At 40.0% G+C, this 25,997-nt stretch carries 25 protein-coding genes; 3 read left to right on the top strand and 22 right to left on the bottom strand.

Annotated elements, in window-relative coordinates:
• Position 1: 1 nt before the first annotated feature.
• The 22 genes from D7Z94_RS06835 to D7Z94_RS06950 all read right to left on the bottom strand — a co-directional run bounded on the left by D7Z94_RS06835 (position 2) and on the right by D7Z94_RS06950 (position 23,702).
• Positions 2 to 1,993, bottom strand: a complete 1,992-nt coding sequence (locus tag D7Z94_RS06835; RefSeq protein ID WP_120710734.1) for a tetratricopeptide repeat protein — start codon at positions 1,991 to 1,993, stop codon at positions 2 to 4.
• A 461-nt stretch (positions 1,994 to 2,454) separates the two neighbouring features.
• Positions 2,455 to 3,372, bottom strand: a complete 918-nt coding sequence (locus tag D7Z94_RS06840; protein ID WP_394347416.1) for a helix-turn-helix domain-containing protein — start codon at positions 3,370 to 3,372, stop codon at positions 2,455 to 2,457.
• Between the two features lie 16 nt (positions 3,373 to 3,388).
• The gene (locus D7Z94_RS26190; RefSeq protein ID WP_211341758.1) at positions 3,389 to 3,484 is read right to left on the bottom strand and encodes an Atu4866 domain-containing protein; all 96 of its coding nucleotides are present in this window, start codon (positions 3,482 to 3,484) and stop codon (positions 3,389 to 3,391) included.
• A 160-nt stretch (positions 3,485 to 3,644) separates the two neighbouring features.
• Complete coding sequence (locus D7Z94_RS06850; RefSeq protein ID WP_120710736.1) at positions 3,645 to 4,496, bottom strand: oxidoreductase; 852 nt, start codon at positions 4,494 to 4,496, stop codon at positions 3,645 to 3,647.
• 337 nt (positions 4,497 to 4,833) lie between these two features.
• Positions 4,834 to 5,739, bottom strand: coding sequence for a helix-turn-helix domain-containing protein (locus D7Z94_RS06860; protein WP_120710738.1), 906 nt, complete (start codon positions 5,737 to 5,739; stop codon positions 4,834 to 4,836).
• An 8-nt stretch (positions 5,740 to 5,747) separates the two neighbouring features.
• Positions 5,748 to 6,323, bottom strand: coding sequence for a YybH family protein (locus D7Z94_RS06865; protein ID WP_120710739.1), 576 nt, complete (start codon positions 6,321 to 6,323; stop codon positions 5,748 to 5,750).
• Positions 6,324 to 6,354: 31 nt separating this feature from the next.
• Positions 6,355 to 7,299: an alpha/beta hydrolase gene (locus tag D7Z94_RS06870; RefSeq protein ID WP_120710740.1), complete on the bottom strand. Its 945-nt coding sequence runs from the start codon at positions 7,297 to 7,299 to the stop codon at positions 6,355 to 6,357.
• A gap of 48 nt (positions 7,300 to 7,347) precedes the next feature.
• Positions 7,348 to 8,247 (bottom strand): NmrA family NAD(P)-binding protein, encoded by a 900-nt coding sequence (locus tag D7Z94_RS06875; protein ID WP_120710741.1) that lies wholly within the window; start codon positions 8,245 to 8,247, stop codon positions 7,348 to 7,350.
• Positions 8,248 to 8,329: 82 nt separating this feature from the next.
• Positions 8,330 to 9,223, bottom strand: coding sequence for an alpha/beta fold hydrolase (locus tag D7Z94_RS06880; protein WP_120710742.1), 894 nt, complete (start codon positions 9,221 to 9,223; stop codon positions 8,330 to 8,332).
• A 57-nt stretch (positions 9,224 to 9,280) separates the two neighbouring features.
• On the bottom strand, positions 9,281 to 9,844 hold the full coding sequence (locus tag D7Z94_RS06885; protein WP_120710743.1) for a TetR/AcrR family transcriptional regulator: 564 nt from the start codon (positions 9,842 to 9,844) through the stop codon (positions 9,281 to 9,283).
• Between the two features lie 343 nt (positions 9,845 to 10,187).
• A complete protein-coding gene (locus D7Z94_RS06890; RefSeq protein WP_147415843.1) occupies positions 10,188 to 10,844 on the bottom strand; it encodes a DUF3108 domain-containing protein in 657 nt (218 codons plus the stop codon).
• Between the two features lie 58 nt (positions 10,845 to 10,902).
• Complete coding sequence (locus tag D7Z94_RS06895) at positions 10,903 to 11,979, bottom strand: family 16 glycoside hydrolase (RefSeq protein WP_120710745.1); 1,077 nt, start codon at positions 11,977 to 11,979, stop codon at positions 10,903 to 10,905.
• A gap of 30 nt (positions 11,980 to 12,009) precedes the next feature.
• Entirely contained in the window at positions 12,010 to 14,415 is a 2,406-nt protein-coding gene (locus tag D7Z94_RS06900) for a TonB-dependent receptor domain-containing protein (RefSeq protein WP_120710746.1), read from the bottom strand.
• Positions 14,416 to 14,477: 62 nt separating this feature from the next.
• Positions 14,478 to 15,344 (bottom strand): AraC family transcriptional regulator, encoded by an 867-nt coding sequence (locus tag D7Z94_RS06905; RefSeq protein WP_120710747.1) that lies wholly within the window; start codon positions 15,342 to 15,344, stop codon positions 14,478 to 14,480.
• A 197-nt stretch (positions 15,345 to 15,541) separates the two neighbouring features.
• Positions 15,542 to 17,470 (bottom strand): carboxypeptidase-like regulatory domain-containing protein, encoded by a 1,929-nt coding sequence (locus D7Z94_RS06910; protein ID WP_158594595.1) that lies wholly within the window; start codon positions 17,468 to 17,470, stop codon positions 15,542 to 15,544.
• A gap of 539 nt (positions 17,471 to 18,009) precedes the next feature.
• Positions 18,010 to 18,162 (bottom strand): CPBP family intramembrane glutamic endopeptidase, encoded by a 153-nt coding sequence (locus tag D7Z94_RS26195; RefSeq protein WP_120710750.1) that lies wholly within the window; start codon positions 18,160 to 18,162, stop codon positions 18,010 to 18,012.
• A complete protein-coding gene (locus D7Z94_RS06925; protein ID WP_120710751.1) occupies positions 18,163 to 18,558 on the bottom strand; it encodes a hypothetical protein in 396 nt (131 codons plus the stop codon). It lies immediately after the preceding gene.
• Between the two features lie 38 nt (positions 18,559 to 18,596).
• Entirely contained in the window at positions 18,597 to 19,664 is a 1,068-nt protein-coding gene (rsgA, locus tag D7Z94_RS06930) for a ribosome small subunit-dependent GTPase A (RefSeq protein WP_120710752.1), read from the bottom strand.
• Between the two features lie 56 nt (positions 19,665 to 19,720).
• A complete protein-coding gene (locus tag D7Z94_RS06935; protein WP_147415844.1) occupies positions 19,721 to 20,143 on the bottom strand; it encodes a hypothetical protein in 423 nt (140 codons plus the stop codon).
• 43 nt (positions 20,144 to 20,186) lie between these two features.
• Positions 20,187 to 20,915, bottom strand: coding sequence for an MBL fold metallo-hydrolase (locus tag D7Z94_RS06940; protein ID WP_158594596.1), 729 nt, complete (start codon positions 20,913 to 20,915; stop codon positions 20,187 to 20,189).
• An 800-nt stretch (positions 20,916 to 21,715) separates the two neighbouring features.
• Positions 21,716 to 22,819: a serine hydrolase domain-containing protein gene (locus D7Z94_RS06945; RefSeq protein WP_120710755.1), complete on the bottom strand. Its 1,104-nt coding sequence runs from the start codon at positions 22,817 to 22,819 to the stop codon at positions 21,716 to 21,718.
• A gap of 70 nt (positions 22,820 to 22,889) precedes the next feature.
• Positions 22,890 to 23,702 carry an AraC family transcriptional regulator gene (locus D7Z94_RS06950; RefSeq protein WP_120710756.1) on the bottom strand — a complete coding sequence of 271 codons (813 nt, stop codon included), beginning with the start codon at positions 23,700 to 23,702 and terminating at the stop codon, positions 22,890 to 22,892.
• 512 nt (positions 23,703 to 24,214) lie between these two features.
• Between D7Z94_RS06950 and D7Z94_RS06955 the strand changes: the two genes are divergently transcribed.
• The 3 genes from D7Z94_RS06955 to D7Z94_RS06965 are packed head-to-tail and all read left to right on the top strand — an operon-like array spanning position 24,215 to position 25,995.
• Entirely contained in the window at positions 24,215 to 24,703 is a 489-nt protein-coding gene (locus D7Z94_RS06955) for a PRTRC system protein E (RefSeq protein ID WP_120710757.1), read from the top strand.
• Positions 24,703 to 24,921, top strand: coding sequence for a PRTRC system protein C (locus D7Z94_RS06960; protein ID WP_120710758.1), 219 nt, complete (start codon positions 24,703 to 24,705; stop codon positions 24,919 to 24,921). The genes D7Z94_RS06955 and D7Z94_RS06960 overlap by 1 nt, the downstream gene beginning before the upstream one ends.
• Positions 24,922 to 24,957: 36 nt before the next feature.
• Positions 24,958 to 25,995: a hypothetical protein gene (locus D7Z94_RS06965; protein WP_120710759.1), complete on the top strand. Its 1,038-nt coding sequence runs from the start codon at positions 24,958 to 24,960 to the stop codon at positions 25,993 to 25,995.
• The last annotated feature ends 2 nt before the right edge of the window (positions 25,996 to 25,997 follow it).

Below are 25,997 nucleotides of genomic sequence, written 5' to 3' on the forward strand. Positions count from 1 at the left end.
GCTACGCAATGGGAATTTGAAGGTTCACCTGGGTGCCAACAGCATTTTGGTTTTCGTCTTTCAAATCTATGATATTTATGACATCTTGAATTTTCTGGTGGGTCAATATTTTAAGTCTATCTGCCGTTATTTTGATGCCCATTGATTTCTTTTTAAGTCCACCTTCTTGTTTCAAAGTAACCGATTTTTCCCGTCCCACACCATTATCGATAATACTGCAATGTAATTTGTTGTCTTCTTCCGTAATGGAAATGGTCAAGAGACCCTTATTGTCTTTGTGCAATAATCCGTGCCAAATGGCATTTTCTACAAAGGGTTGCATGACCATTGAAGGGAGCATGGTACTTTCTTGATCAATGTGCTCATCAATATTGATTTGATATTCCAATTTGTTGTTGAACCGTAATGCCTCGAGTTGAATATAGGTTTCCAGCATGTCCATTTCATCTTTTAGGGAGACCATGGGTTGCTCCGAATTTTCTAAAAGCAAGCGCACCAGTTTTGAGAATTTTGAAAGGTACCGGCTGGCATTTTCATTTTCATCGTTGAGGATCATAGTATTGATCGAATTTAGGCTATTGAACAAAAAGTGCGGATTCATCTGTGCCCGAAGTGCTTTCATTTCCAAGGTTTGCAGTTCTTCTGAAAGTCTGGCTTTGCTCACTTCTTCGTTTTTTGCGGCCACTACTTTTTGATTTTTCAGACGTTGGCGCATGGTATGGAATAAAAGTAAACCAATTACGGCTAATGAAATAAGACCACCTGTAAGTGCTTTTCGTAAAGTGGCTTCTTTTTCTGCATTGGCTTCTTGAAGTTCGTTTTCTTTGGTGAGCAACTCGATATCTTTCTCTTTTTGGGAGACCTCATATTTGGTTTCCAATTCCATCAATTGCCTGTTCTTCTCCTTATTAAAAATTGAATCCCTTAGTTCTGAGCGGATATGCTGAAAATAATATGCTTCTTTATAATTTCCGGTTTCAGAATGCAGCTCACTTAGTACTTTATAATTTAATAAGGATATTGGTTTTGCATTTATTGATTTTGAAATTGCAAGACTTCTTTTAAGATAGTCCATCGACTTTTGGTACTCTTTTAATTTAAGATAGCTTCCTCCAACTGAATTTAGACTACCGGCTAAATCTTTTTTGGACGGTAGATTTTTTCTTATTTCTAAGGCTTCGAGGTGATACTTAAGTGCTTTAGAGTATTCTTTGGTTTTTCCATAGAGATTACCAAGATTATCAGATACAGAAGCAGTTAAATAGGGAACTTTTAAAGTATGCGCCAGCTCATAGGCTTTAATTAAGGGGATTAGGGCCAAATTATATTGCTCCATTTCTCCATACGTATTGCCAAGACTAGTTAGACTCATTACTAATCCTTCTTTGTCATTAAGTTTCTCCTTGATACCAATGGATTTTTGATAGCTTTCTATTGCCTCTTCCTGTTTATCCATTTTTCTCTGAATATGACCAATCGAATGCAATGTTGTTGCAATACTTTTATCCATGCCATTATTCTCATAAATTTTTAAAATTTCGTGATATAATTCCAAACTCTTGGTGTAATTACCTAAATTATAATGAATTACACCTTTTTGAAATAATCCAGTTTCCATTCTTAATGTATCTCTTTGCTCTCCAAAATACTCCAAATACTTGTCAAATTGTTTCAGTCCATCATAATAGTTACCACTAAAACGATCTATTAGCCCAAAATAAAAGTGGGACAGGGCAGCACCTTCTTCATTCTCGATTTTAAGGGAGAAGCTTTTGAGGCTGTCCGCATAGAATTTCGCTGAATCCAATTTACTTCTTGTGGTCGCATAGTACCAACTAAGATTTTTTAAAATTGTAAGGGTAGTTGAATCTGAGTTTGTAATTAGTAATGACTTTCGAAGACTATCTATTTTTGCCTCATTTTGAGCTTGAAGTTTAGAATAACCTAAAATATAGAAAGCTAGAAGCCAATACAGTATTTGATTGAATTTCATAGGGTTATTTTTTAAAGGGGAGGTGCCATAAATTTAAAGAATTTCAACTCAAAATGAATTACCGGAGTTGTTTATATGCTTTTGAATATCAGAAATATGTAGCGATTTTGAATGTCTAAAATAGTAAATGGCAAGATTACAAGAATAAGTGGTATAAAAGCCGGATTAATTGGTAAATAGGAAGAGGTTATATCTTTAAAAAATCTAGGAGTAGGTTTTAAAAATGTTATTGCTTGTTATAATGGAAACATGGTATCGTAAAACCGCGGATTAATGGGACTACTCAGTAATAATAGTTGATTCCTTATAAAAGGTTCATTTTCAGAAACTAATTAATTTTCGAAATAGCAGGAATTTTGATTTGAAAGTACTATTATCTATTGCTATTGTACTTTGCGAAGAATAGAATACCATACGATTTAAGGATGTCAAACTAATTGGTAAATTGGTATAACGGGTATTCAATTGAACGACTGCCTGAATTCAATTGGGGTGGTTTCCGTCTTGCTCTTGAAAAGCTTACTAAAGGAAGCAGGGTGCTCGAACCCCAGGTCATATGCGATTTCACTGATGGATAATCGAGTGGTCGATAATTTTTCCTTGGCCTTCTCTATCAGTTTGTCCTGAATATGCTGTTGGGTCGTGCGACCGGTCAACGATTTCAGTATCCCGCTTAAATAATTCGGGGATAGATGGAGTCTATTCGCAATATCCTTTACGGTAGGTACCTTTATAAAATCGTCATCGGTATTCTTGGCAAAACACTGATCAAGTACTGTCTCTAACCGCTCGAGTATATGATGGTTCGTAATCTTGCGGGTGATTAACTGCCGCTCATAGTAGCGTTCGGCATAATTCAGTAAAAGTTCGATCTGTGAAATGATGATACCGTTACTGAATTTATCGATGTTCGCCCGGTATTCACGTTCGATATTTTTAAACAGATCGACAACGATACCCTCTTCTTTTTCGGACAGGAAGAGTGCCTCGTTGATTCTGTACCCAAAAAACTCATATTTTTTCATGGTTTTGGCCAAGGTGGTATTCCAAAGGAAATCGGGATGGATCAAAAGAAGCCAACCTTCCGGATTTTCGGTCGCGGAATGGTTGATTTCCAATTTGAGTTTTTGTTTGGGTGCAACGAAAGAGAGCACCCCTTCATCAAAGTCGTATTGTTGTTGCCCATAATCGAACTTGCCATTGAGGTTGCGCTTGAGGCCAATGGCATAGAAATCCTGCACCCAGCTGATGGAGGAGGCATCGATATTATAATCCACTTGACTATAGTCGATAAGGCTGATCAGCGGATGCTCCGGTTTCGGTAGATTGCCCTGCTTATGGAACTCGCTGATGGATCTGAAGTGAAAGCTGTCTTTCATCATTTAAATGTAACATTTACTTCTCTTTGTAAAAAATCATTCCCCCGTGGTACAATATGCCGTCCTTAAACTCCCCGTCCGCTGTAAACCCGGTATCGTCCTTATAGTCGATATGGTTTCAACTGATTTTACCGTCGCCCGTGACTCACATCCCAATATATTCCTTTGTTTCTTCGATAGTCCTGTTCCCGTCCATTTCCTGTGATTTACAGTTTATGGTTAACAGTAGGATACCTATCCAACCTAAGATAGCTGGATAGGTTATACCACACCTAAACACTTTCGGCGATATTCGTGGATGTCGCCAGCTCGCGATATTCTTCCATCGAAGTCTTTAAGCTATCGATTTTCCGGTCCACCATATCATAAGCGTCCGAACCTAGGAATAGGTGTACGGGCGGTTTTTCCATGGCTACGAGTTCCATAAGAACCTCCGCGGCCTTGTCTGGATCACCGGGCTGGTTGCCGTGCAGTTTCTCTTCGTGGAGCTTTTGCATTTCCCGCACGTTTTCGTATTCCGGAAGCTGGATTTTAGTGGCATTGAGCGATTCGTTGCTCAAAAATTCCGTTCGGAAATAGCCGGGGTTCACACTGGTCGCCCGAATACCGAAGGGCTCGACTTCTACCGCCAGTGATTCGGTAAATCCCTGAACGGCGAACTTTGTGGCGCAGTAGATGCCGAAAGCGGGGAAACTGCCCACAAAACCGCCTACGGAAGCGATATTGATGATATGGCCCGAACCCTTTTCGCGCAACAGGGGCAGAACGTTTCGGATTACGTCTAGGGAACCGTTTACGTTGACATCGAAATTTTTCTTGATTTCCTCCGAGCTCGATTCTTCCAGGGCACCCATCAAGGCATACCCTGCGTTGTTCACAACATAGTCGATAGTGCCAAAGTGCTTTTCCGTGGCATCGATGGCGCTTCGGATATCCTTATCGTTCGTCAAATCCATTGAAAGCACCAAGCACTCGGTATCCGGGGCGTCAATCTTTTCACTTATGGCCTCGGGGGTTCTCGAGGTGGCTGCCACTCGATGACCTGCATCCAACAATTTTTTGACCAATGAAAGTCCCAGGCCTTTCGAGGCACCTGTGACAAACCAAACTTTTTGTGTGCTCATTCTCTTATTCTTTAACATTACAATGCAAAGATGAAACCATTGGTCACGGGAAAATGTTGCACATCTACGGTTTGCTTTGCCGAATCTCTTTTCTACCGGAACAATGGACCACAGGAAATTTTGAAAAAAAGATTTTCAGGAAGACAAGGGTACGAAAAGTATTTATCGCATTATCCGTATATCAAAATTGCCCTAAGACAGGGGTATCGTGAAAAGTTGGTAATTCAGAACTTTTGGTCAGTATTATTTGTGCATTTGCATAAGGAAGGACCTTGAATTACAAAAATTACAATGGTTTCACGGTGGCCACTAGATAGGCAATTTCTTCTAAAAAGAATCAGTTATAAGATTGTCTAAACTCAGAAGGGGTTAGGTTTGTTTTGGATTTAAACAGTTTGCTGAACGATTGGGAATAATCAAAGCCAAGTTCGTAAGCGATCTCACTTATGGACAATTCGCTTATTGCCAACCTTTCTTTAGCTTTTTCTATTAATTTATCGTGAATATGCTGTTGGGTACTTTTCCCTGTTAAAACGGTAAGCAAGCCACTCAAATAATTAGGTGATATATTTAGTGAAGCTGATATATCCGTTACCGTAATTATACCATTAATTGATTCTTTTGGGTCATTGAAATGGTCAGAAAGTAATTTTTCCAACCTCACCAATATTTCGTGATTTTGTTTTTCCCGGGTTATGAATTGCCTGTGATAAAACCTATCGGCATAGTTCAATAAGGTTTCTAAATGAGATATAATTACAGCCTTGCTGAATTTATCGATATTCGTACTGCATTCTTCATCGATATTTTGCAAGATGTTTATAACTGTCTTTTCTTCTTTTTCTGAAAGATGTAACGCTTCGTTAATATCATAATCAAAATACTCGTAGTTTTTAATGTTCTTAGCTAATGAGGTATTCCAAAAGAAATCTGGATGAATAAGCAGTAACCATCCCGTGTGGGTCAAGTCGCTATCAGCTTGGATAGCATATAGTTGATTGGGCGCTAAAAAAATTAATGCGCCTTCCTCAAAATCATATTCTTGTTGCCCGTATTGCATTGTTGCATTTACATTATGCTTAAGCGCAACCATATAGAAATCCTGAATTAAGCGTTGGGGCTCATCATCATTTAGTTTCTTGATGTCCTCGATACGATGGATACTTATCAGGGGATGTGTTGGCCCTTCAAGATTTCTAAACTTATGATACTGGGCGATTGTTTTGAATCGTATTGGTTGCATATACTATTTTATTTTTTGATTGGTTTTAAATCAATAAGCGCTTTACCTGTTACAAAATCCATAGGCACGGAAACGTGGTCGTGAACAATTAACCACTCGCCGTTTATCTTACGCATCACATTGGTTTCACGAGTCCACATATCTATGTTTTGTCCCGTAGCAGTTTCCCCTTGTAACCTTGTAAGACCTCGAATCGTTGCCAGGTCGCCAGATTGAAACACCGTTAAATCCTCAAAAGTCAATTGAATGCTGCCTTTAAAAGTATTGAAAAAACTGACCCAGTTATCTCGCCACATAGACTCGCCCTCAAACTGAATGGGCGCCATAAGGTCATAAGATAATATATCAGAAGCGTAATACTCCATAATATCATCAACACTTTTTGATTCAAAGGTCTGTCTCCACTGCTCACGTTTTTCAAGAATGATTTTCTTCTCTTCATCACTTTCCACAAATCCATCAATGCTCGGTGGTTCTGTTGCTTTTGATTGTGCAAAAACAGTCTCAATGTTCAAATTGACCAAAACTAGAGCTATTAGGACGTTAACTAAATTTGGCGTTTTTAATGATGATAATATTTTCATAATAATTGTGCTTTAAAAATTGTTACTGTTACTACATATACTTTTGAAACCAGTCCAGCATTGGTTCTGGACGTCTCTGAAATTCCAAATATCCGTTCCATCGCACGGTAGTATCAGGTATCCACTGTAACTGTTTATCTTCCAAAGAAATGTTGTCAAACATCGTCTGTACATCCGACGGACTGGTAAGTACATCATCGTGTACTTGGTAAAGAAACGTAGGGATACATACTGATTTTGCCCATTCCCTGGCATCCCTTTCTGCAATGCTTAGGCTGGTTTTTAATACCATAAGCTCATTGAGGTCTTTTAACCGTTCTATGGGAATACCAGACAACTCTAGCTGTTTGCCAAGAATGATTTCTTCGCTTACAGGTTGTGCGCCTACCAAACAGCTAACCTGATTGAATACTTCGGGATTACTTTGCATTGCATAAAAGGTAGCATCACATCCCAAACATCGGCTAAAGAGACCAATCTTCATTTTACTTGTGTCTGGTCTATTGCGTATATAGTTTATAGAACCCAGTACATCACGGGATTCATAGATTCCGGTTGAGATGATACCGCCATTTGCCTCGGAACTATGACCGTGATTTCTCAGGTCATAGGCAAGCACATTATAACCAGCATCGTGCAGAACTTTGTAGTCAGGTATAAAGTTGACTTCAAAATCATTACCACTGGCACACCATACAGATTTCCAAGGTTCTAAATGTGCGGGCAGTCCAGAACGGGTAAATCCCATAGGATGGTTTGCGATAATGGCCTTTTCCGAATTTTCACGAGGAATAAACCAACCTTCAAGAGGTATACCGTCTATGGATGAAAATGAAATATTTTCGTAAACCAGACCTGCTTCCGATGGCTTGCGCAATATAGGTGAACGCGGTAAATTCCGAAATGCATCACTCATATGCTCCAAAATCTGATTTATGGTTTCATTGCTTGGATTAGCTATATTTATATCTGGCATTTCTTTGGATTTAATGATAGAAAACAAGTTCTTTTGAACTTTTAAGGCTTAGGCATTTTTATAAACTACCGCAAATTCTTGGGCGAAGTCCTTCATTTTGACCTTGCCTTCAATCTTAGGTTCTTTTTGCCTGTAATCTTCGTACAGCAGACCGCTATGGATAGCTGCATACATTTCTACCATTTTCTCAGCCGCTGCTGGTTGCATTCCCACATTAATCAGACTTTCCAAAACTTGTTTGTCGGTAAATTGCACCCATTGTAAATCTGGCTTACCTATCGCAGTACCAAGGGTAGTGGCCAACTCGGAATACGTAAGTTCTTCACTTGCTACGTATCTCACGTTACGGCCTGATTTGATATTTAGGATTTCATCGGCTACGGCTTCCGCTATATCTTTTGGTGATACCCAAGCATTAACATCATCTTTATCGAGATTACTACCTACAATATTTTGATGCTTGATCAGATCAACAAATTGAAAGAGGTTATAATAAATTTCAACGGGTCGGATATGGGTTATGGCTATATCTTCAGGTAGACTGTTGAGAGCTTGTTCTACATAATACGTGCCTTCAAGAATTCCGTTACCTTTCTCTAAATGCGCTCCAATACTGCTAAGGTTTACTACTCGGTTAACGTCGGTATTCTCTATAGCCTTTTTAAAGCTATCTCCTAATTCTGCAAAGTATTGGTACAAATCAAGGTCTTGATTAAAATAATTTGCTGGGGGAACTAAAGTATACGCTACATCAGCACCTGTAAAAGTGGATATAAGAAAGTCGGTGTTCTGTAAAGCACCAATAGCGGAAATTGCGCCCGAAGCCTCTATATCTTTACTTCTGTCCGGATTGCTACTGATTATGGTGACCGTGTGGCCATCTTTAATTAATTGTTGTGCTAAGGGTCTTCCGATACGCCCCAATGAACCTGCAAGTGTAATTTTCATAATTGTGTTTTTTGTTTGGTACAAAGTTCAGCAAGAACGAAAAACTGTATGTATCGAAATCTACTTATGTTGTGTTCAGATATTAGATTTTTGAAATAATCGTTTCGAGCAGGGTATTGAGTTCCTTTGGATTTTCGAGCATAGGATAATGGCACGTGCCTTCCATAATATGCAGTTTATAGTTATCACCAAGGTACGTTTTGAGACTTTCCTCATTGGTGGGCGTATAGTTGACGTGAACGGAATTTAGCTTTAGTTCCAATCCTTTCAGAAGTTCCGCTTCGCGTCGGGCATAACCAAAGTTATATTCGAGTAAAGGAATGCCAAACTCTGGGTTCATCCTCTTATAATCATTTAGCAATCTGGCAACAATTTCAGGATTCGTTGCCTCCGTCAACAATGCTTGTTTGGCAAATTGCTCGCAGGTAGCCTCAAAATCCGTATTCAAGCCAGCAACTATTTGGTCAACTGCCTCCTTTGGTAATTCCATCCCAACGTTTTTCAAATGGTCAATCTCGATTAGACCAATAATTTCAGAAGCGTTTAATGCTACAGTTTCCAGCATAACGTCAGAGCCAAAAGAGTGTCCTATGATTATGACGTTTTTGAGAGCTAGCTTTTTTATTAGGGTGCTTATGTCTTTTCCGAATCGCTCGCCAGTGTACTCTTTTTGATTGAATGAAGAGTCTCCGTGCCCTGGCAGATCAACAGCTATAACTCGAAAGTCTTTGGCAAAATAGGATAGTTGTTCGTCCCAGTAGTCTTTATTGATAAATGCTCCGTGTAGGAATAAAAGTGTGATTTTTCCATTCTCATTATCTAAGTATGATAACGTTTCTTCGTTGATTTTAATGGTTTTTGATTTGCTCATTGTTACGTTTTCTTTTTTGTTTTCTTGAATTTTCGATTTTTTATTTTGCGCATTAGTAGGCAAAAGGCTTACAAAGGCGAATATTAAAATGGTGATATCTCTCATGGTCTTTTCTATTAATTAATAATTATGAATAATTATTCATTTTTTGATTAAATTTTTTTATTTTTTGATAGCTTCCCAACATAGCGAAAATGATTCGTCAATTGATTTCTCCGATAGCTCACCTTCTTTATCTTTAAATATGTAAGTCGAAAAGTTCCTCAAAAACCCAATAATTAGGGAAATAAGTATGTTGCTGTCAACATCCTTGATTTGGTTTTCTTTCTTGCCTTTATCCAACAAATCTCTCAAGTAATTCCTAAAACGCGCATCCATTTCTTTACTGGACTCGGAAACGTATGGGGAAATCAAAAATTGCTCTAAAAAAATAATTCTCAAATTATTCTCGACCAATCTTTTCAGTGCCAACGACCACATTTTATAGAGCTGTATTTCAATAGGAAGATGGTTTATTTCGGATATAAGAGCAGGTGCGCTTTCTTTCTGTAATTTAAAGTAGAGTGCGTTCAACAACTCTTTCTTGTTCTTAAAATAAAGATAGAGCGTACCAGTGGCCATGGATGCTTCCTTTGCGATACTGGACATTTTGAGACCTGCGATCCCGACCTTTCCGGTCAAGTTGAGTGTAGCATTGAATATCCTGTTGAGTTTATCAAGTTTCATCTATACAAAGATATGAACATTTATTCATAAATATTAAAATAGTGTATTTGAATTTGAATAATAATATGTTAATACATTGTTTGGATTCAAATACTGTTCGTAGTCTGTGAGGGTGTCTACTCAGCTTTTAGTGAAGTGGATGTATCAACAGTCCCGTAAATCGCCCGATTTGCTAAACAGCTTATAGAAAATAAGAATTTTGAAAATATTTTCTCTCTCGGTAAGCACTTTACCCAAATTGAAAGTTTGAGGAACAGTTGCGAGTAAACTAATTTCGGAATCATAGTCCTTAAAAACCTTCCTTTTACGACACGACCATTACCACATCAAAAAATGAATAACTTTATGTTCTTTCCATAAACGACTTCCTAGCCCCGTTAGCAATATCCATTCGTAAAATCTTTCTAGAGCTTCGTCCAATGGTATATTCGGTCAATACTTGATGGTTGGTGATACCGCTGGTCGATTTGACATGCCATGAATCCAATGTCTCATCCTTTAAGCTATACTCCGTTTTCTTGATATCAAAAAGCTTGACCGCAATGAGCTTCGCTTTTTTATTAGCCTGGTAATTGAACATTGGGATAGTGATGATTTTTCTTTCTTCAATATCGGACCAACGAACCAAATGATGCGACATCGCGCTATCAAAGTAATTACCCTTTATACCGATGTCGATATTCTTCCTCCCTTGTGAACCCTTATCAAAAAGAACGCCTTTGGCCCTTTTTCCAAAACGAATCTTCAAATCCCTTTGAGGTGACAAAGAGGTATGCAACAATGGTTTCAAGCCTTCAAATTCCGCAATAGAATAATCTGTCCAAGTCTCATGGATTCCTTTTAAGAAAATCGTACTTATGGTCGTCACAGTAGGACCCTCGACGATTACCTGAATATCGATATGGCCTATTTCTTCAGGGCCGTCCTTCTCCACGGAAAACCATTTCAAACGATAGGCTTCATCTGCAATCCATCCTTTTTCGGCTGCGTTTTGGAACATCGGACCTGAATTTTGGTTAGTTTGGAATATGGAAACTACGGGCATGATGGGTCAAAGCTTAATCGGTCAATCTTCCCATAAGCCCCCAGCCATTTGCCCTTTCGATGACCACACACTGTAATTCATTGGCCCCTTTCTTTAACGGTAAAGTGACCATGTTCGTTTCCAATTTGAGATGCCCTTCGTACTGTGGGTTCTTAAAGAGAAATCCATTGTTCCCTGAATAGAGCAGTTCACCATTGAGATAGACCATTATCCTGTCGCTGTAATCAAAATAGAAATGTTTTACAATTTCTTCAGTACTGTTAATCGTTGTTCCGGCCACCACATAATCTTCATTGTTCCTTCGGTATTTTCCTCTTGAGGGCTTTGTAACATATTTGGAGACGGTCAACAATCCAGAAGTTTCCGCTTGACCTTTGGTCATGTAAGGGACATTTTTCACATTCTTTGGAAAAGTCTTGCCATCAAAAGTGCTGGGCACGGAAAGGTTCCATTCGGTAATTAGCCCCTCGATAGTATTCGATTCCTCCGCTTCGGGTAGATTGACTTCAGATTCTTTGGAAACCTTCAAATTGGCAAAACGGTTTTCAAAAAGGGCAAAAAGGCCTATGTTCCCTTCTTCATGGTCCGTTTTCAAATCGGGAACCACCATTGCGCTCTTGCCGTTCACGAATATTTCCGCTGTGTCACCATTTACCACTATTTTTAAAGTATTCCACCCCTCGTTCTTGGTAATAACCGCAGCCTGGTGTTCGGGATATAGTTGCCAGTTGCTCTCCATGTTAAAAACGGGATTATACTGAAGTGCATCCGGAAGACCTGATTTGTGCATTCGGATATAGACTTCCTCAAACGTTTCGTCTTGCTTTCTAAAGGTGATGCCCGCAAAACTCCTTTTTTGGTTGGCAAAGACTTCTACCTCAATGGTGCCGTTGGTAAACCTTGGGTTCTTGACCTGCGCCCTGCCGTTCAGTACCAAAGTGTTCTTGCCATCGATAGTCTCAAAGGAATGTTGCGTACCCTCCGGATAGGATAGGTTATCATCGTTCAATGGAATTTTTTCAATCCCGTTCTGGGCCGAGACGCCCCACAGGAACGCCATTAATAGTGCTGTTGCGACTAATTTTTTCATGCTTTATCTGTTTTATGTGAATATTTGTTTTTAATTGACCCTTTCCTTTTCCTCGTCGGCACCGGTCTTTCTATCACGCTCCTTTTTCACACCCTTGTTTCCGAAACTGGCGGACCAAGTGAGCTTGAAAGTGCGCTGGCTGAAATCAAAGGCCCTCTCGATAAAGATGTTCTCCTCTGGAATGTCCGTTATCCCGATACGTTCCAATGAGTTGAAAACGTCCGTAATGTTGAAGGCCAACCGGCTTCCGTTCTTGAACTTTTTCTGTATTCCAAAATTCAGAATTCCAAGAGGTTCGAACTTCACGTTTCCGACCAATGAACGGGTCTGGTAAAAACCGGACAGTTCAGCGGTGTAGTCGTTGCCAAGGGTAAATGTTTGGTTCCCGTTTATCCTGAAGTTGGTCTGGTCAAAGGTGAACCTTCCCAAATCCTCGATGGTCGTGGACTCCTGCCAAAGTAGGGTCGAAAAGTATCTCATTTTCCACCAATCGGTAACTGTTACAGGGAATGACAGGGTCAGCGATGCCGTCCGTTGACCTTCGAGATTGTCCGGTACGATTAGTTGGGTGTTCGTTTCAGGGTTGAATCGGTTCTGAAAGCCCACTATAGTAAAGTCCTCATCGGTATATTGGGCCGAGAGGCTTACACTTTTTCGGGTGTAGTCCAGTTGAAAGGTATTGGCCAGTGCGGGGCGAAGTGCAGCATTTCCCCCAAATGAAGTCCTCGGGTCCAAGAAAATAACAAAGGGTGCCATATCACTAAAGGAGGGCCTATTGATACGTCTGCTGTAGGAAAGGTTGAAACTGCTGAACTCACCGAGCTTTTGGTTCCAATAGATACTGGGAAATAGATTGTCCAATTGCCTATCCACTACTTGCCCACCATTGGTAGAGTTGAGCACCGTACTGGAGCTTTCAAAACGCAGACCTCCTTTCAGGGTGGTATTTTCGGAAAGTTGATAGTCCACTTGGGAATACACCGCAAAAATATCCTCTTCAAGATCACTGTTCGAGGTAAAGCCGGGAACCGTGACCCCATCATCCGACAATGCTACTAGGTTCTCGAAATCGGAGGTCACATATTTGGTCCCCACACTCAACTTTGCCTTTTCGCCCACGGGCAATGAATAGTCGGCTTTTCCGACCAGGATGTTGAAAGGGGTGTCCTTTTCACTCAATAGGTCCGATTGGTCAAAGAGCGTTCCATCCGTACCTTCAAAACTTAGGTCATAGGTGATGGGGTTTTGGTTATCGTAGGTGAGATAGTCGAAGTCCAGGTTCAGCGTTGCCCCGTTGTCAAAATTGTGCAACAAGTTGATATTGGACTGAAGGTGTTGCCAATCATTGATCTCTACATTTCGTGAGATGGCCAAGGTATCAGGGGCAACGGCAGGTCTTATACTTGTGATGTTAAGGGCATCCATATCCCAATTGTTGTCATAGCCCGAAAACAATACCCCGATGGTGGTCTTTTCGCTGGCCTGGATGTCAAGGCCTAATCGGTAATTATGGTTGTTCTGGGTCGGGTTCCTATCACTTGTCAAAAGTGTTTCCGTAAAATCATCGCCAGTCCCAGTTCTTCGCTCCAAGGTGGTGAACTGTTCCTGACCGTTCCTTAAATAGCTATAACTTCCAAAAAGGTTGATCCGGTTCTTTCGATAGTTGAAGTTCACGCTGGCATTTCCGGTCTCCCCCTGGCCAAATCCAGCCGATAGTGAATACCCGCCATTAAACCCTTCATCTGGATTTTTTTTGAGCACCAGATTGATATATCCCGCATTGCCCTGGGCATCGAGATTGGCTGGCGGGGTGGTGATAAGTTCAAGGGATTGGATGTTGTCGGCATCAAGGCCTTGTAGGTAACTGAAAAGGGCGTCTGCGGGCATATACTGCAACTTACCATTGACCATCACGTTCACCCCCTCTTTTCCAAGCATGGCAATCGAATTTCCTTGGCGGTTGACGACCACCCCGGGCGAGCGTTCCAATATCTCAAGGGCGGAACTTCCCGCGGTATTGACCTTGTTGGCCACGTTGACCACCAAACGGTCAATCTTCCGTTCTATAAGCGGGCGGCTACCGACCACCTGCACTTCGTTCAGGGCAAGAGCACCCTCGGACAGCTGTACGGTTCCCAATTCCATATTTGGTCGGGCATCGCTCAATGAAAAGCTTTGGGAAGTATAGGTGTCGAACCCAAGGACGGAAACCGTGACCCTATATTCGCCAGCGGTAACGGTCGTCAATTCGAATGTACCGTTGTCATCGGACGTCGCACCTGAAACAAAAGTGCTGTCGGAAGTCTTCAACAGTAAGACATTGGCAAATGCCAGCGGCAAGCCATTGGTATCTTCTGAGGTGCCCGTAACGGTGAACTGGGCGGTTCCCAGGAAGGGGATAATAAACAATAAGGATAAAAGAAACTTTAGATTCATGACAAGGTCGAATTTGCAATTTGATGGTACAAAGTTGCGTTGAATGACTTGTCAAAAACAGGTCAATTCGACTTTAGATCGGTCATTTTGACTTTGTAGGATTTTGGGGACTCCCCGGTGCGCTTCTTGAAAAAGCGGTTGAAATTGGAGACATCCGAGAAGTTGAGTTCGTGTGCGATTTCGCTAATGGTCTTGGTCGAGTACCGCAGTTCGCGCTTTGCGATAATCTCCATACGGTGGTGGATGAGCTGAAGCGGGGTCTGCTTGAAATAACGCTGTGCCAGTTTGTTCAGGTGGTCCTTTCCGATGTCCATTGCTTTCACGTAATCCTGAACAGTCTGCCATCTGTGGATGTTCCTATCCAAAAGCTTTTTAAATCTATATACTTCCATTGGAGCCTCCTCTTTTTCCTGGCCTACATTTTTACGGTAGTATCGGTCAATCTGACTGAGCACAAAGTAGAGTAAGGACCTGAAGATGTGAGAGCTGTCGCCCTCAAGTTCCTTGAATTCTTGTTCCACTTCGTCAAACGTCCATAACAGTTTTTCAAGATTCTCTTCCTTGAGGTCAAAACCGATTTTGGGTCGGTCGTAATCAAAAATGGCGAATCGGTTCAGAAAAAGTTCATCTTTAAAATGGGTGTTCAAAAACTCGCCCTCAAAAAAAAATGAAAATCCCTCTACCTCTCCCTCGGTCTTCCATTGCCGCACTTGGTTAGGTAGGGTCACTACCACGGTTCCACGCTTTAATTGTTTTGGCGTGCCGTCAAGTGAATATGTACCCGCTCCCTTGGTAATGACCAAAACCTCGTAAAAGGTGATAATATGCAGGTCGTCCTCTAGGATGTATCCATAAAGGGATTCAATCCTACCCAGATCGATAAGGAGTTCCTTGCCATATTTATTCTTTAAGAAATCGAACTGAAGCATTTGTCTGACTTGAAAATGAAATATAGTGAATTCCTATGCCTTCAATGAAAAACACCGGTATTATAAAACGGCGGTTTGATGATACTTGCTTGGAAAATCTATGGAGTCTTATTAATCGTTCGTTTTACGATACTAATCAAATTTCACATGGAATAAAGTGCTCGCATGAGGAACCTAAGTCAAAAATTTAAATAGGTTCAATAGTAACGCACATCAATATTGAAACCAATCCCCAAACTTGCAAACTTTTTAAATCGTGATTGACTGGTTTCCTTGCGTAGAGTTCCGCTGGTAAAAAACCCTATTGGAAAAAATATAGCTTCGTCTTTTTTATTCTCTCCTTCGTTAGCAACCCATTCTAGGGTAGCGATAACATCTTCTTTTAATACGATATCATAGGGTTTCAAGTCAATGGTCATCTTACCCGTCTGTTTCGGTTCTATAGCAACCAAAATATTGTCCTTTAGAATATTGTTTCCGGGCTTCCTCTTGTTTACTTCATAAAAGTTCAATCGAAAAATAGATTTTGCGCTTAGGCGATTTTGTGAAACCGTAAAATTAAAGGCGTCCACAAAGGTTGGATTTTTACGAATATTGATTTTAATACCCATCTCCGCACCTAGTTGGTTGTAACCGAAACCTGTACTTATGAATTTAGATTCCGTTTTATTACCCAGGGTCCTTCTCTTAAATGCCTTGGCTGAAACGACGACTTCATTAAGCTCACTGATCTGTTCCTTCAATCGAACTTTAAGGGTGTCTTTTTTCTTTACAATATTGCCCAGTATTAGTTCGATAGGCTCATACCCAATCATCGAAATGCGAACGGTATCATTACTGAATTCTTTCAATACATTTAAATTAAAATTTCCCAGGCTATCCGTGACCGTACCCACCTCTCGATTTAGGATACCAACATTGACATAACTCAATGGCAAGTCGGTTTTTGCATCTACTATTCTACCGAGCAGTTCGCCAAACTCCGTCACCTTTGGACTCAAGTTTGCGATGTCGTAGGGTTCCGTTGTAGTCTCCTCTAATCTGGTATAGTTATTCCATAACACATCGAATTCCTTCGTTCCTTTAAAGACCTGATTTAAAAAACCGACGGTAGTGTTTTGAATTTGTTCATGAACAGCTATACTTTTCTTTGAACTGCTCAGAATTGAAGGGATACAAGTAAAATCAGCATGTTCACTTTGTTTGAAACGTAAATACTTAGCATTGGATTCCAATTCTTTATGTAACTGATATTCATCTGTAGGTGTAAAGTCATTTAATTTATCCCCACTTTCAAGATAGAGGTAGGCAAACTTTTGCTTCTCAATGTCAGTGAACTCTGCATCGTAGATTTCTTTGATAAACCGATCATTATCTTCCCATGTCGCATCATTCGCGTAGCGATTGTTATCACTATAATCTCCATAAAAATGCGTATCTGAACCATCCAGTGAAACCAGGGCTTTAATGTTTTCGCTACGGTTTAACAGTATTGCGCCCGACATACCCCCCCAGCTGGTACCTATAACTCCAATTTTGCCATAATCGATATGGAAATCCGTTTGCGTTTTTAGGTAGTTCAAGGCAAATTCTGCATCATAAACCTGCTCCATGGTATCGCCAAGTTCATTGGTCATATCAGCAGGATAGCGCCCATTGGATGAAATCGAAACCACTACATAGCCGTTCTCAGCTAAATCTTCCAATAGCTTATAGTTTTCAAAGCCCATACCATTGATTCCCGCCATATAAATAATCAATGGAATCGGCGCTTCGAGTATTTTTAGGTCTTGATAACTATCGGTAACCACCTCTAGAAGTCGACGGCCATCTCCCTCTATTCCTAACTGTGCTACAAAAAATTGAGCCAATTCTTCAACTAACCCTGTATAATCGGTTTCGTTTTGGTATTTATTGGCTCGATCCTCATATAATTGAAACAGATTCCCAAACCGTAGGGGTTCTTTTCCATCAACAGATTCGGAGGAAGGATACCAGACATCCAAATCAATGGGTCGGTAATGCAATCTATCTGTTACCTGAGAATTTGGTTTGTAGATTCGTGATGTATCTAATAATTGTATGGTGTTAAATCCGGCATTATATGATTTCGAGTCTTGCGTCATTCCAAGAAAATTGACACAGAAAATCAAAAGTGTTGTAATCGTATTTAATTTCATTCAACCAAACTAAACTGTTTTCTAATAATATAGACGCAAATTTTTGTTAATTGGTTGTCCAGTAGGAGAATTGATTTAAGTCGAACTAAAAAACGGCGAGTTTCTGAGACAGATTGATAACGAGGGCTGGATTTTCAAAATAGGTAGGTTTTACGGGAGCAACTTTCCCTTTTAAGGGATTTTCATTTTCTAATCTTATTTGGTTTCAACATTGATTTGTTCTTGACAATAGCAACTAGTATCCAAAAACCAATAGCAAGCAGGACATAATAAATAAAAAGAGAAACACCTACCTGGGAAATATTGAAGATGAAAAATGTGAACGCTGTTAATGTTGCATGCAATAGTATAGGCGGAATTAGACTTTGCGACCTATCATAAAGCCAAACAATAAGTATACGTACAGGTATTAAACCGGCATAGTGAAAAAACAGACCGGGTAAAAACTTTGATAGCACCAAGTTACCTGAACTGTCGCCAGACCCTCAAAAAACAGGAAGGAAATGCCACGCTCCCCAGAATACACCGATAATAAGACCGGTTTTTACTACGCTATATTTTTCCCTTAGTTTAGGAGTTACATATCCCGACCATCCCAACTCCTCTAAAAGTCCACCACCTATTATCCCATAAATCAATCAACTTAGAATTAGGGCCGTCTTATCATTCGTAGTAACAATATCCGGAATGTATACCTCTGAAAATTGATATAAAATGAAAAGAGCAACAAATGAAAGAATCGGTACGGTGAATATGGTTATTAGATATATTGAGCTTCCTAAGCGCCATTTTGAGAGCTTTCTGAATAGCTCGTTAAACCCTTTTTTTCCTTGGGTTAGACCGATCATGATAAAACCGGCAATACTAGGTCCCAGTAAATACGGAATCATTGCAATTGGAAGTAGTTTATCAAATTGTTCCGTACTGGCAGGGATTCCTGTTTGGTTTGCCACCATCAAAATTCCACTCCAAGAAATAATAAATGTCAGAATGAAGAAGAGTTTAACAGGATTATTTTTTATGTATTCTCTCATAAGTCATCGCTAGTAGAATTCCATTTTAAAGTATTCTTCTACTGGTCACCTCTGCGATTTCGGTTTTTAAAATGTTTTACCATTTTCCCAAAATCCTTGTCCTTCTTGCGCCGTTCTGCAATAGTGGATTCAAAATGCACTTTTTCCCGCTCCATTTTTAGATAGTTTTCATAGGATCCGCGGTCAATTTCATCATTCTCGAGGGCTTCCATAACCGCACAGCCGATCTCAGTTGTATGTGTACAATCCTTGAATTTACAATCGTATGATAATTTTACAATGTCATCGAATGTAATCTCAAGTCCGGCTTTGGAATCGGTAATGCCTACTTCCCGCATCCCGGGATTGTCGATTATGATCCCTCCATTTTCCAGCACTATCAGTTCCCTATGGCTGGTGACGTGTTTACCCCTATCGATACTTTGACTTATGGCACCGGTTTCCATTAATTCCTTGCCAACCAGTTTATTCAATAGTGTTGATTTTCCGACACCAGAGGAGCCAAGTAAACAATAGGTTTTGCCTTTATGTATAATAGCGTCCAGTTTATCTAGCCCAATATCGGATTGATTGCTGATGGCGATTATAGGAACACCCTTGATCCGTTCATTTATTTGATTTAGAAGTGTTTTTAGCCCTTGTTCATCAATTAGATCTATTTTGCTAAGAACGATAATGGGTTTTACCATGGAAGCGTTGCAGATCGCCAAATATCGTTCCAGCCTGTTTATATTAAAATCCCTGTTTACCGACTGGACAATTAGGCCGTAATCAATGTTCGTGGCAATTATTTGTATCTGCCCCGATTTTCCGACGGCCTGTCTTTCAAGTATCGAATGTCTCGGATAAATAGAACGGATCAAGGCTTTGTCCTTATCATATTCGGAAATGGCCACCCAGTCCCCAACGGCGGGAAGGTCATAACGATTTTCAGCGGTAAATCGTAAATTACCAATGAGCTCGCAATCAAATTCCCCTGTACCTGTTTTTACTACATATCTATCTTTGTGTTCTGATACAATACGACCCACATTGAAAGCGTCCAGATTTTTATCTTTTCCATATTGCGCTAAACTGGAAGTGTAACCTAAATCTGCAAGTGTCATTTTTTTATCTTCTTTTTATCGATTGTTCAGTTTTGTTTGCGAATGTATTAAAATTCTCATTTGGCGGTCATTAGTGCACCCATCAGATAAAACAAGCCTGCCAATAACGAACCGGTCGATAATATAATAAATCGGAACGGACGGGCATGTTGTGCAAATTTCAGAATATCCGAAGGAAGCATAAGCGCTCGTATAAGGTAAATGATTCCGATACCGAAAAGTGTTAGACGCAATAATGGAAGTTGCCCAATGATACCTGCGCCGGAAAGTCCATAAAATCCCCAAACGAAGAACATGATAACCAGACCTAGCGTAACCCATACGGTAAACGATGAACCTTGCTCGGTAAGTTCAGAAAGCTTTGAAGCCCCGAAATAATCATAAAGTTTTGGTCTTATGGTGAGCGCAACATGTAATAGCGCAACTAGGAAACTCAAAACGCTGCCTACAACAAGAAGATTCTTGCTCGATAAATACATATGTTGCATTAGATTTCCCACATTAATATTAACCGTATACAGCTTACTCTAATATGCTAACCGTAATATCCTTATCCACCAGAGATTTGAATTTCGTCAAATCAGCCTTGTTTTTGAGTTCATAGTGCATTGGTATAACCAACTTAGGTTTGATTTTGTTGACTATTTTTGATGCCTCATCAATGTTCATGGTCAGGTTGTCTCCCCCTATGGGTACCATTGCTATGTCAATATCCTTGATGTTTTCCATTTCAGGTATGTAGTCCGTGTCGCCTGCGTGATATATTCTGATGTCGTCCCCTAGCGTTAAAATGTAGCCTACGTTTTGTTTGGATTTTGGATGCGCCTTTATCCATAGGAATACATTTTTGGTGTTGTACGCATGTACTGCTTCACTATTTATACCGTCCATTACTATACTGTCATTAGGTACTACTGTCCGTGTGGTATATCCTTTTTTGGAAAGCTTTTTCGAGACCTCTCTCGGACATATAAAGATGGTTTCAGGTTTGACGATTCGCTCGATAGTTTTAAGCGAATAATGGTCAGGATGTGCATGGGTGATAAATATATAATCGGCCTTTTCCGATGTACTTGTTTCGACAGGGTCTATGTAAATCGTTTTCCCTCCCGATACAATTTGGAAACTCGATGGAAAAAAATCTGACTTGTTCACCTTGATGGTGCCCCAAGAGGTAATCTTCAGATTTTCGTTGAAGTCTACGGTTTGGAGAACTGGATTTCGTTTATCGCTTACACTAACTTTTACCATTGTACAGCTTTGAATTGTTATTCCTATCAGGAAGATATATACCCAGGATAATCTTCTTGTTTTTGCATTTATCCCATCCATTTTCTAGCAAATTGGACGATAAAATTAAGACCCAAGGTCTATCCAGAAAATGATAAAAATCAGTTTGGGACTTAGGATTATCCTATTCAGAATCATATCAAAAAAATTAGGGGTCAGGGGTCTGCAGCATACCACAAGCCTTCAAGCAGCTTTTATAGAGTTTTGAATACATCTCTTATTGAAAAAAATGAAATACTGTTAATTAGATGATTTTCTGATAGTTGGGAATGAAATTTGAGGATATAAATTCCAAGATCAACTTAGAGTAATCAATCTACGACTAGGTGTAATAATTAAGAAATGATATTCAAGCTCCTAGAATTTACAACGATATACAGGTTTCGGAAGTCATTGGTCCATTTTGATTCCCTCTACAAAAATGTAGTTTCTAAATGTCCGATTTTTACTCGAATTAAATACTGCGAATCCCTTATTTATCGCACAAAAGAAAATATGGTTATTTCTAAATGTAGGGTTCAAAAACAGAAATTAAAAATGCTTTTAATATCCGCTAAAGTCGAACTACTGAAGCTTAAGGATGAATCAAATACCTCGTAAGGCTAACCCTTTTTAATGAAAAACGTGGATTTTCCAATTCAGTTCATTTAAATGAATAAGAAAGGAGGGTGTCTAATATGACCTTGGTTTTGCGGCACTAACGGATTTTACTCCTCTATTAATATATTCTGTTAATAGATTCTGCGCGTTATAAGAATTCATTATTCTCCTGCACGGAAGAATGATTCCAAACTTTCAAAGAGTTCGTCTGAACGATTACAGTTGGTAAGGAATACCCAACCAGATTTCTGCTCTTTATACATAATGAAATATGCATGATAATCCCCGTTGTTGCCACTATGCATATACCTAATACCGTAAGGAGTCTCTTTAATCCCGATACCAAGGCCCCAATGGTCAATATCGGACCAATCATCGACCGTTGACTGAATCTCGAACATTTCATTGAAGGAATGTTTTTTCAGACCCTTTTCGTCCATCAAAGCTATTATGAAATTGGCGAAGGAAAGGGCATTTGTTCTAATTCCACCTGCCGCGCTGAACCCATTAAATTCCTTAAGCGTCCCTGCCTCATTTAAGCCACTATCTTCATCTTGAAAATAACCAGTGGCCCTATGTTCCTTAATAAATTCGCTCCAATCGAAATAAGCATGGTCCATCCCCAAAGGTTTTGCCATTTCTTCACGATATATTTTCGCTAAGCCTTCCTGATCGGTGTCCAATAGATGGGCCAACACATCGACCAAATATTGGTAGGCCTCCCCCGAATAGGAGAATTGGGTGCCGGGTTCGAACATAATGTAAGTATGTCCCTCGGGCACGTTTAAACTTGGGTCAGGCGGTTGGTACTCATGCCAGTTGGGAAGCCCGGTAGTATGAGCCAAAACCATACGAGCAGTAAACAACTTGTGACGCTCGTCATATGCCAAGTCTTCGAAGGGAAGAATCTTATATAAAGGCTCATCAAGAGTCAGAATGCCTTTTTCCACCTGCTGCATCACGAAATATGCGAATACCGTTTTGCTCATGGATGCAGCCTCGAATAGAGTTAACTCGTCCACAACTTTCTTGGATTCCAAATCGGCATATCCCAGTTCCCTGTGCAGCACTATCTTGCCGTCGTTTATGAATGCAATGGAAAGGCCCGGCATATTGACCGAATCCATTTGTTTATTCAAAAAGGAGTCTATCCGAGCGGCACTGATTTCTTTCCCGTTCAGGGCCGTAACAGGTGCATTGGATATACAACTAACCAGTTGTCCTATTAGAATCAGACCAATACCCAAGTTTAAAAGATGCTTCATATTCAATTTAGTTTATGAAGCAAACCTAGTATTTAGATTTAATAAAAAATAGTATGGATTTAGCCCTCACCTAGAAGTCCTTCTTAAATTTCCTATATGTTTTGGGAGAGCAACCTATCAATTCTTTGAAAGTCCGAGTAAAATGGCTTTGATCAAAAAAACCACATTCCAATGCAATCTCGCACAATGATAACTCGGAAGAGCTTACCATTGGCAATGCCCTTTCTACCATAAGTTTTCGTTTAAATTGACCGAGCGTACAATTAAAATGGGTAGCAAAGCCTTTTGAGACGGTAACGGGATGTAAATTACATACTTCCGATAGTTGGTCCAAGGAGAGCTTTTTGGGTAGGGTGCACCTTAGATATTCCTCAAGGTTTTCCAGCCAATTTGTACTGTTCCCGTTTTTGGGATGCACAAATTTTGGAACGGTCAATTCAAGACAAAGCATTTGGAGCGAGAGATCGGAAAGTGAATCATCTATTACAAGTTCTCTGTAGACTTTCATTAGAAGAAATCTGGCCTCGGGATTCCTATATACGGCGGTACGCATGTGGCCAGAAGATATATTATACTGCTTAAGGAAAGAGTCCTCAAATTCAAGATTAATACGTGTTGTATCCTTTGCGACCTTAGTCACCTGATGCTTTTCCCCGGCTTCGTAGTACGTAATATTTCCCGGACAAATTTCATATGAGGACCTTTTCTTTTCTACACATCCTCCATCGAACAAATAGCTAAAATGTGCGTTCTCATGAGCGTGAAGCTTGTCGTTAAAGCTTTTTGGGTTGTATTTCGTAATACTGGCCGTATGGCTAGAGCCAAAACTTGAAAGAAGTATTTTTCCCGAATAGGTACCCTTGTGCATTGACTCCTCGATCATATACTTGTTGGTTACTATTTAACTGTTAATATAACAATTTTGACATTAAAGAGGATTAGTCCCTTCAGATGTTACACTATTGGGCTTTTTCCAGTTCTTAAAATCGGCGATTTTAGGAAACAACATAATTAAGAAACATAGTATTTGGTTGACAGTTCCATTTGCCGTTCTTTTTAGTAGTTCCGGTAATTGACCTTTTACGGTACTGTTTTTCAATAAATCCTTATTTATAAAAATTTAGAGCATTTAGGCTAACCAAATCAAAGCCAAGCTTTAAAATACATAACAAAAAAAATTATTTTAAGTCATAGAATCCAGCGCCCTATCGGGCGCATTTTTGTGGATAGGGGGAAGGAAGAAAAGGGCGGATTTTCGCTTGATTTTACGAGGATTCCCACAGGTATGGACGTATCTTGAAAGAGAGTTAAGGAAGGAGCGGGGCAAATTAATTTGGTGTATACCAAGCCCCGCTTTTAAATAATTTTTTTTTGAGAACTATAAATACCGTTACAATGACAGACTTTTTTTCAACATTACGGCAAACGGGTATCGAACAATTTGGCATTAGTATTTCCTTTAATGAGGATACTGTAAACGTATCCGTACTGCCCAAATCGAGTGCCAAGGACAAGGCACTCCAATCCCTAAAACCTCTTACCCTGCGAGGAAATGTGCAGGAAGTGGACGAGAAGTTTTTTCAGATTCTTCAAAAACCAATGCAAAAAACAAAAGCACTTTTTCGCAATACCGTTGCTTTTGAACAGACCCTAGCCGAGACCGAACAAAAGACGCAACAGGCAAAAAAGAAAAAGGAATCCGCTTCCAAAAAAGCGACCGAACTGAAGCAACTTTTAAAGGCAACCGACTTTAACCCTATGACCGACCACAAAAAAGCAACGGACATCGCCAACGATATTTTGAAGATCGACCCGAACCATAAGGATGCCCAAAAGGTCGTAAAGGATATGAAGGTTTATGAATCCCCTAAACTTTTTACATAATGGAAGTAGCAAGCATTACACGTAAGTACATCTATCAAAACGGCAACAACAATACCATTGAGTTGGACGATATTGACGACGGCATGACCCATGAACAGGTCATGGATCACTATTCCCATTTATACGCCGATTTGACCAATGCCAATATTATGGACAGGGGCATTGTCAATGGTTTTCATGAAATTCACTTTAAGACCTTAGCGGGTACGAAAGGATAGATCGATGAATGTAGATGAATTTATAAGACAAAAACCATGGAAGCCCAATCCCCAACTCAGCATATCAAAAGAACAGAAAGAATTTCACGTTCGATTGTTCAAAGCGGTACAACAATCCCATTTCAAGGGCGGAACACGAAGACCGAAGGTTTTACAGCCCGAAGTTTTTCCCTTTCTAACATAACCATATCCCCAATACTTTCCCATTGCTTATTGGACGAATCGGATGTTGACCTTCGCGAACTCGCTCAATTGATGGTAGACGTAACAAATCATTTTTCGGGGGATATATCCACTTGGAAATTAGAACCGTTGGATAGTTATGAGGATTTGATTTTAAGATGTGCCTATCGGTTACGGGAAAGGGCAAGAATAGACCATATTGGGATCGTACAGGACGCTGGACTACTACTGATTTTAAAACGCTATATCGGAAGAAGGGGAACGGTGTATTGTATTCCCTTACGTCCAATATTTCGGTTGAAATGGAAGAACCCTTCCCTTTTTCATATCCTGTTATCCTTTGTGAAGGAGTTGCCATACATCGGGCTGTTTCAGACCGACGAATCCCGTGTTGATTGGATATGGCAGTTTCTTTTTGAGGAAGAGGTGTACCAAAACAAGAACGGGAAGGTATTCTCTCAAAATCACTCCGTAAAGTTCTTTGGGCGATACGAAACCATATTTAGCGAATATACTCCACGGGATTGGAGAATTTTGGTTTCGAAGTACCGACCAAGAAAACCGTTGCACAAAAAAATAAAGCAACTCCTATTGAGAGTCGATACCATTGATTTTAATGTACCCTTGCGTCTAAGTATCAGGGAGCAACATGAAAGTTTATTCAACCATTCGGAATCTTTCCTCATAGTTGACGATGAGGATAGCGAATTCACAGGCTCCTACATTGAAATGCTCAACGAATGTTCCAATGAATACGACATCATTTCGGCATACGAACATACCATTGCTGACAAAGAAAACATGGAGCCTTTCAATAAAGATACACGCTATCAACTCAATAGATTGGAAGAATTTCTATCCGAATTGAACCAACTTTTAAGACAATTATAAAC

Source organism: Ulvibacterium marinum, from assembly GCF_003626755.1.
GTDB lineage: Bacteria > Bacteroidota > Bacteroidia > Flavobacteriales > Flavobacteriaceae > Ulvibacterium > Ulvibacterium marinum.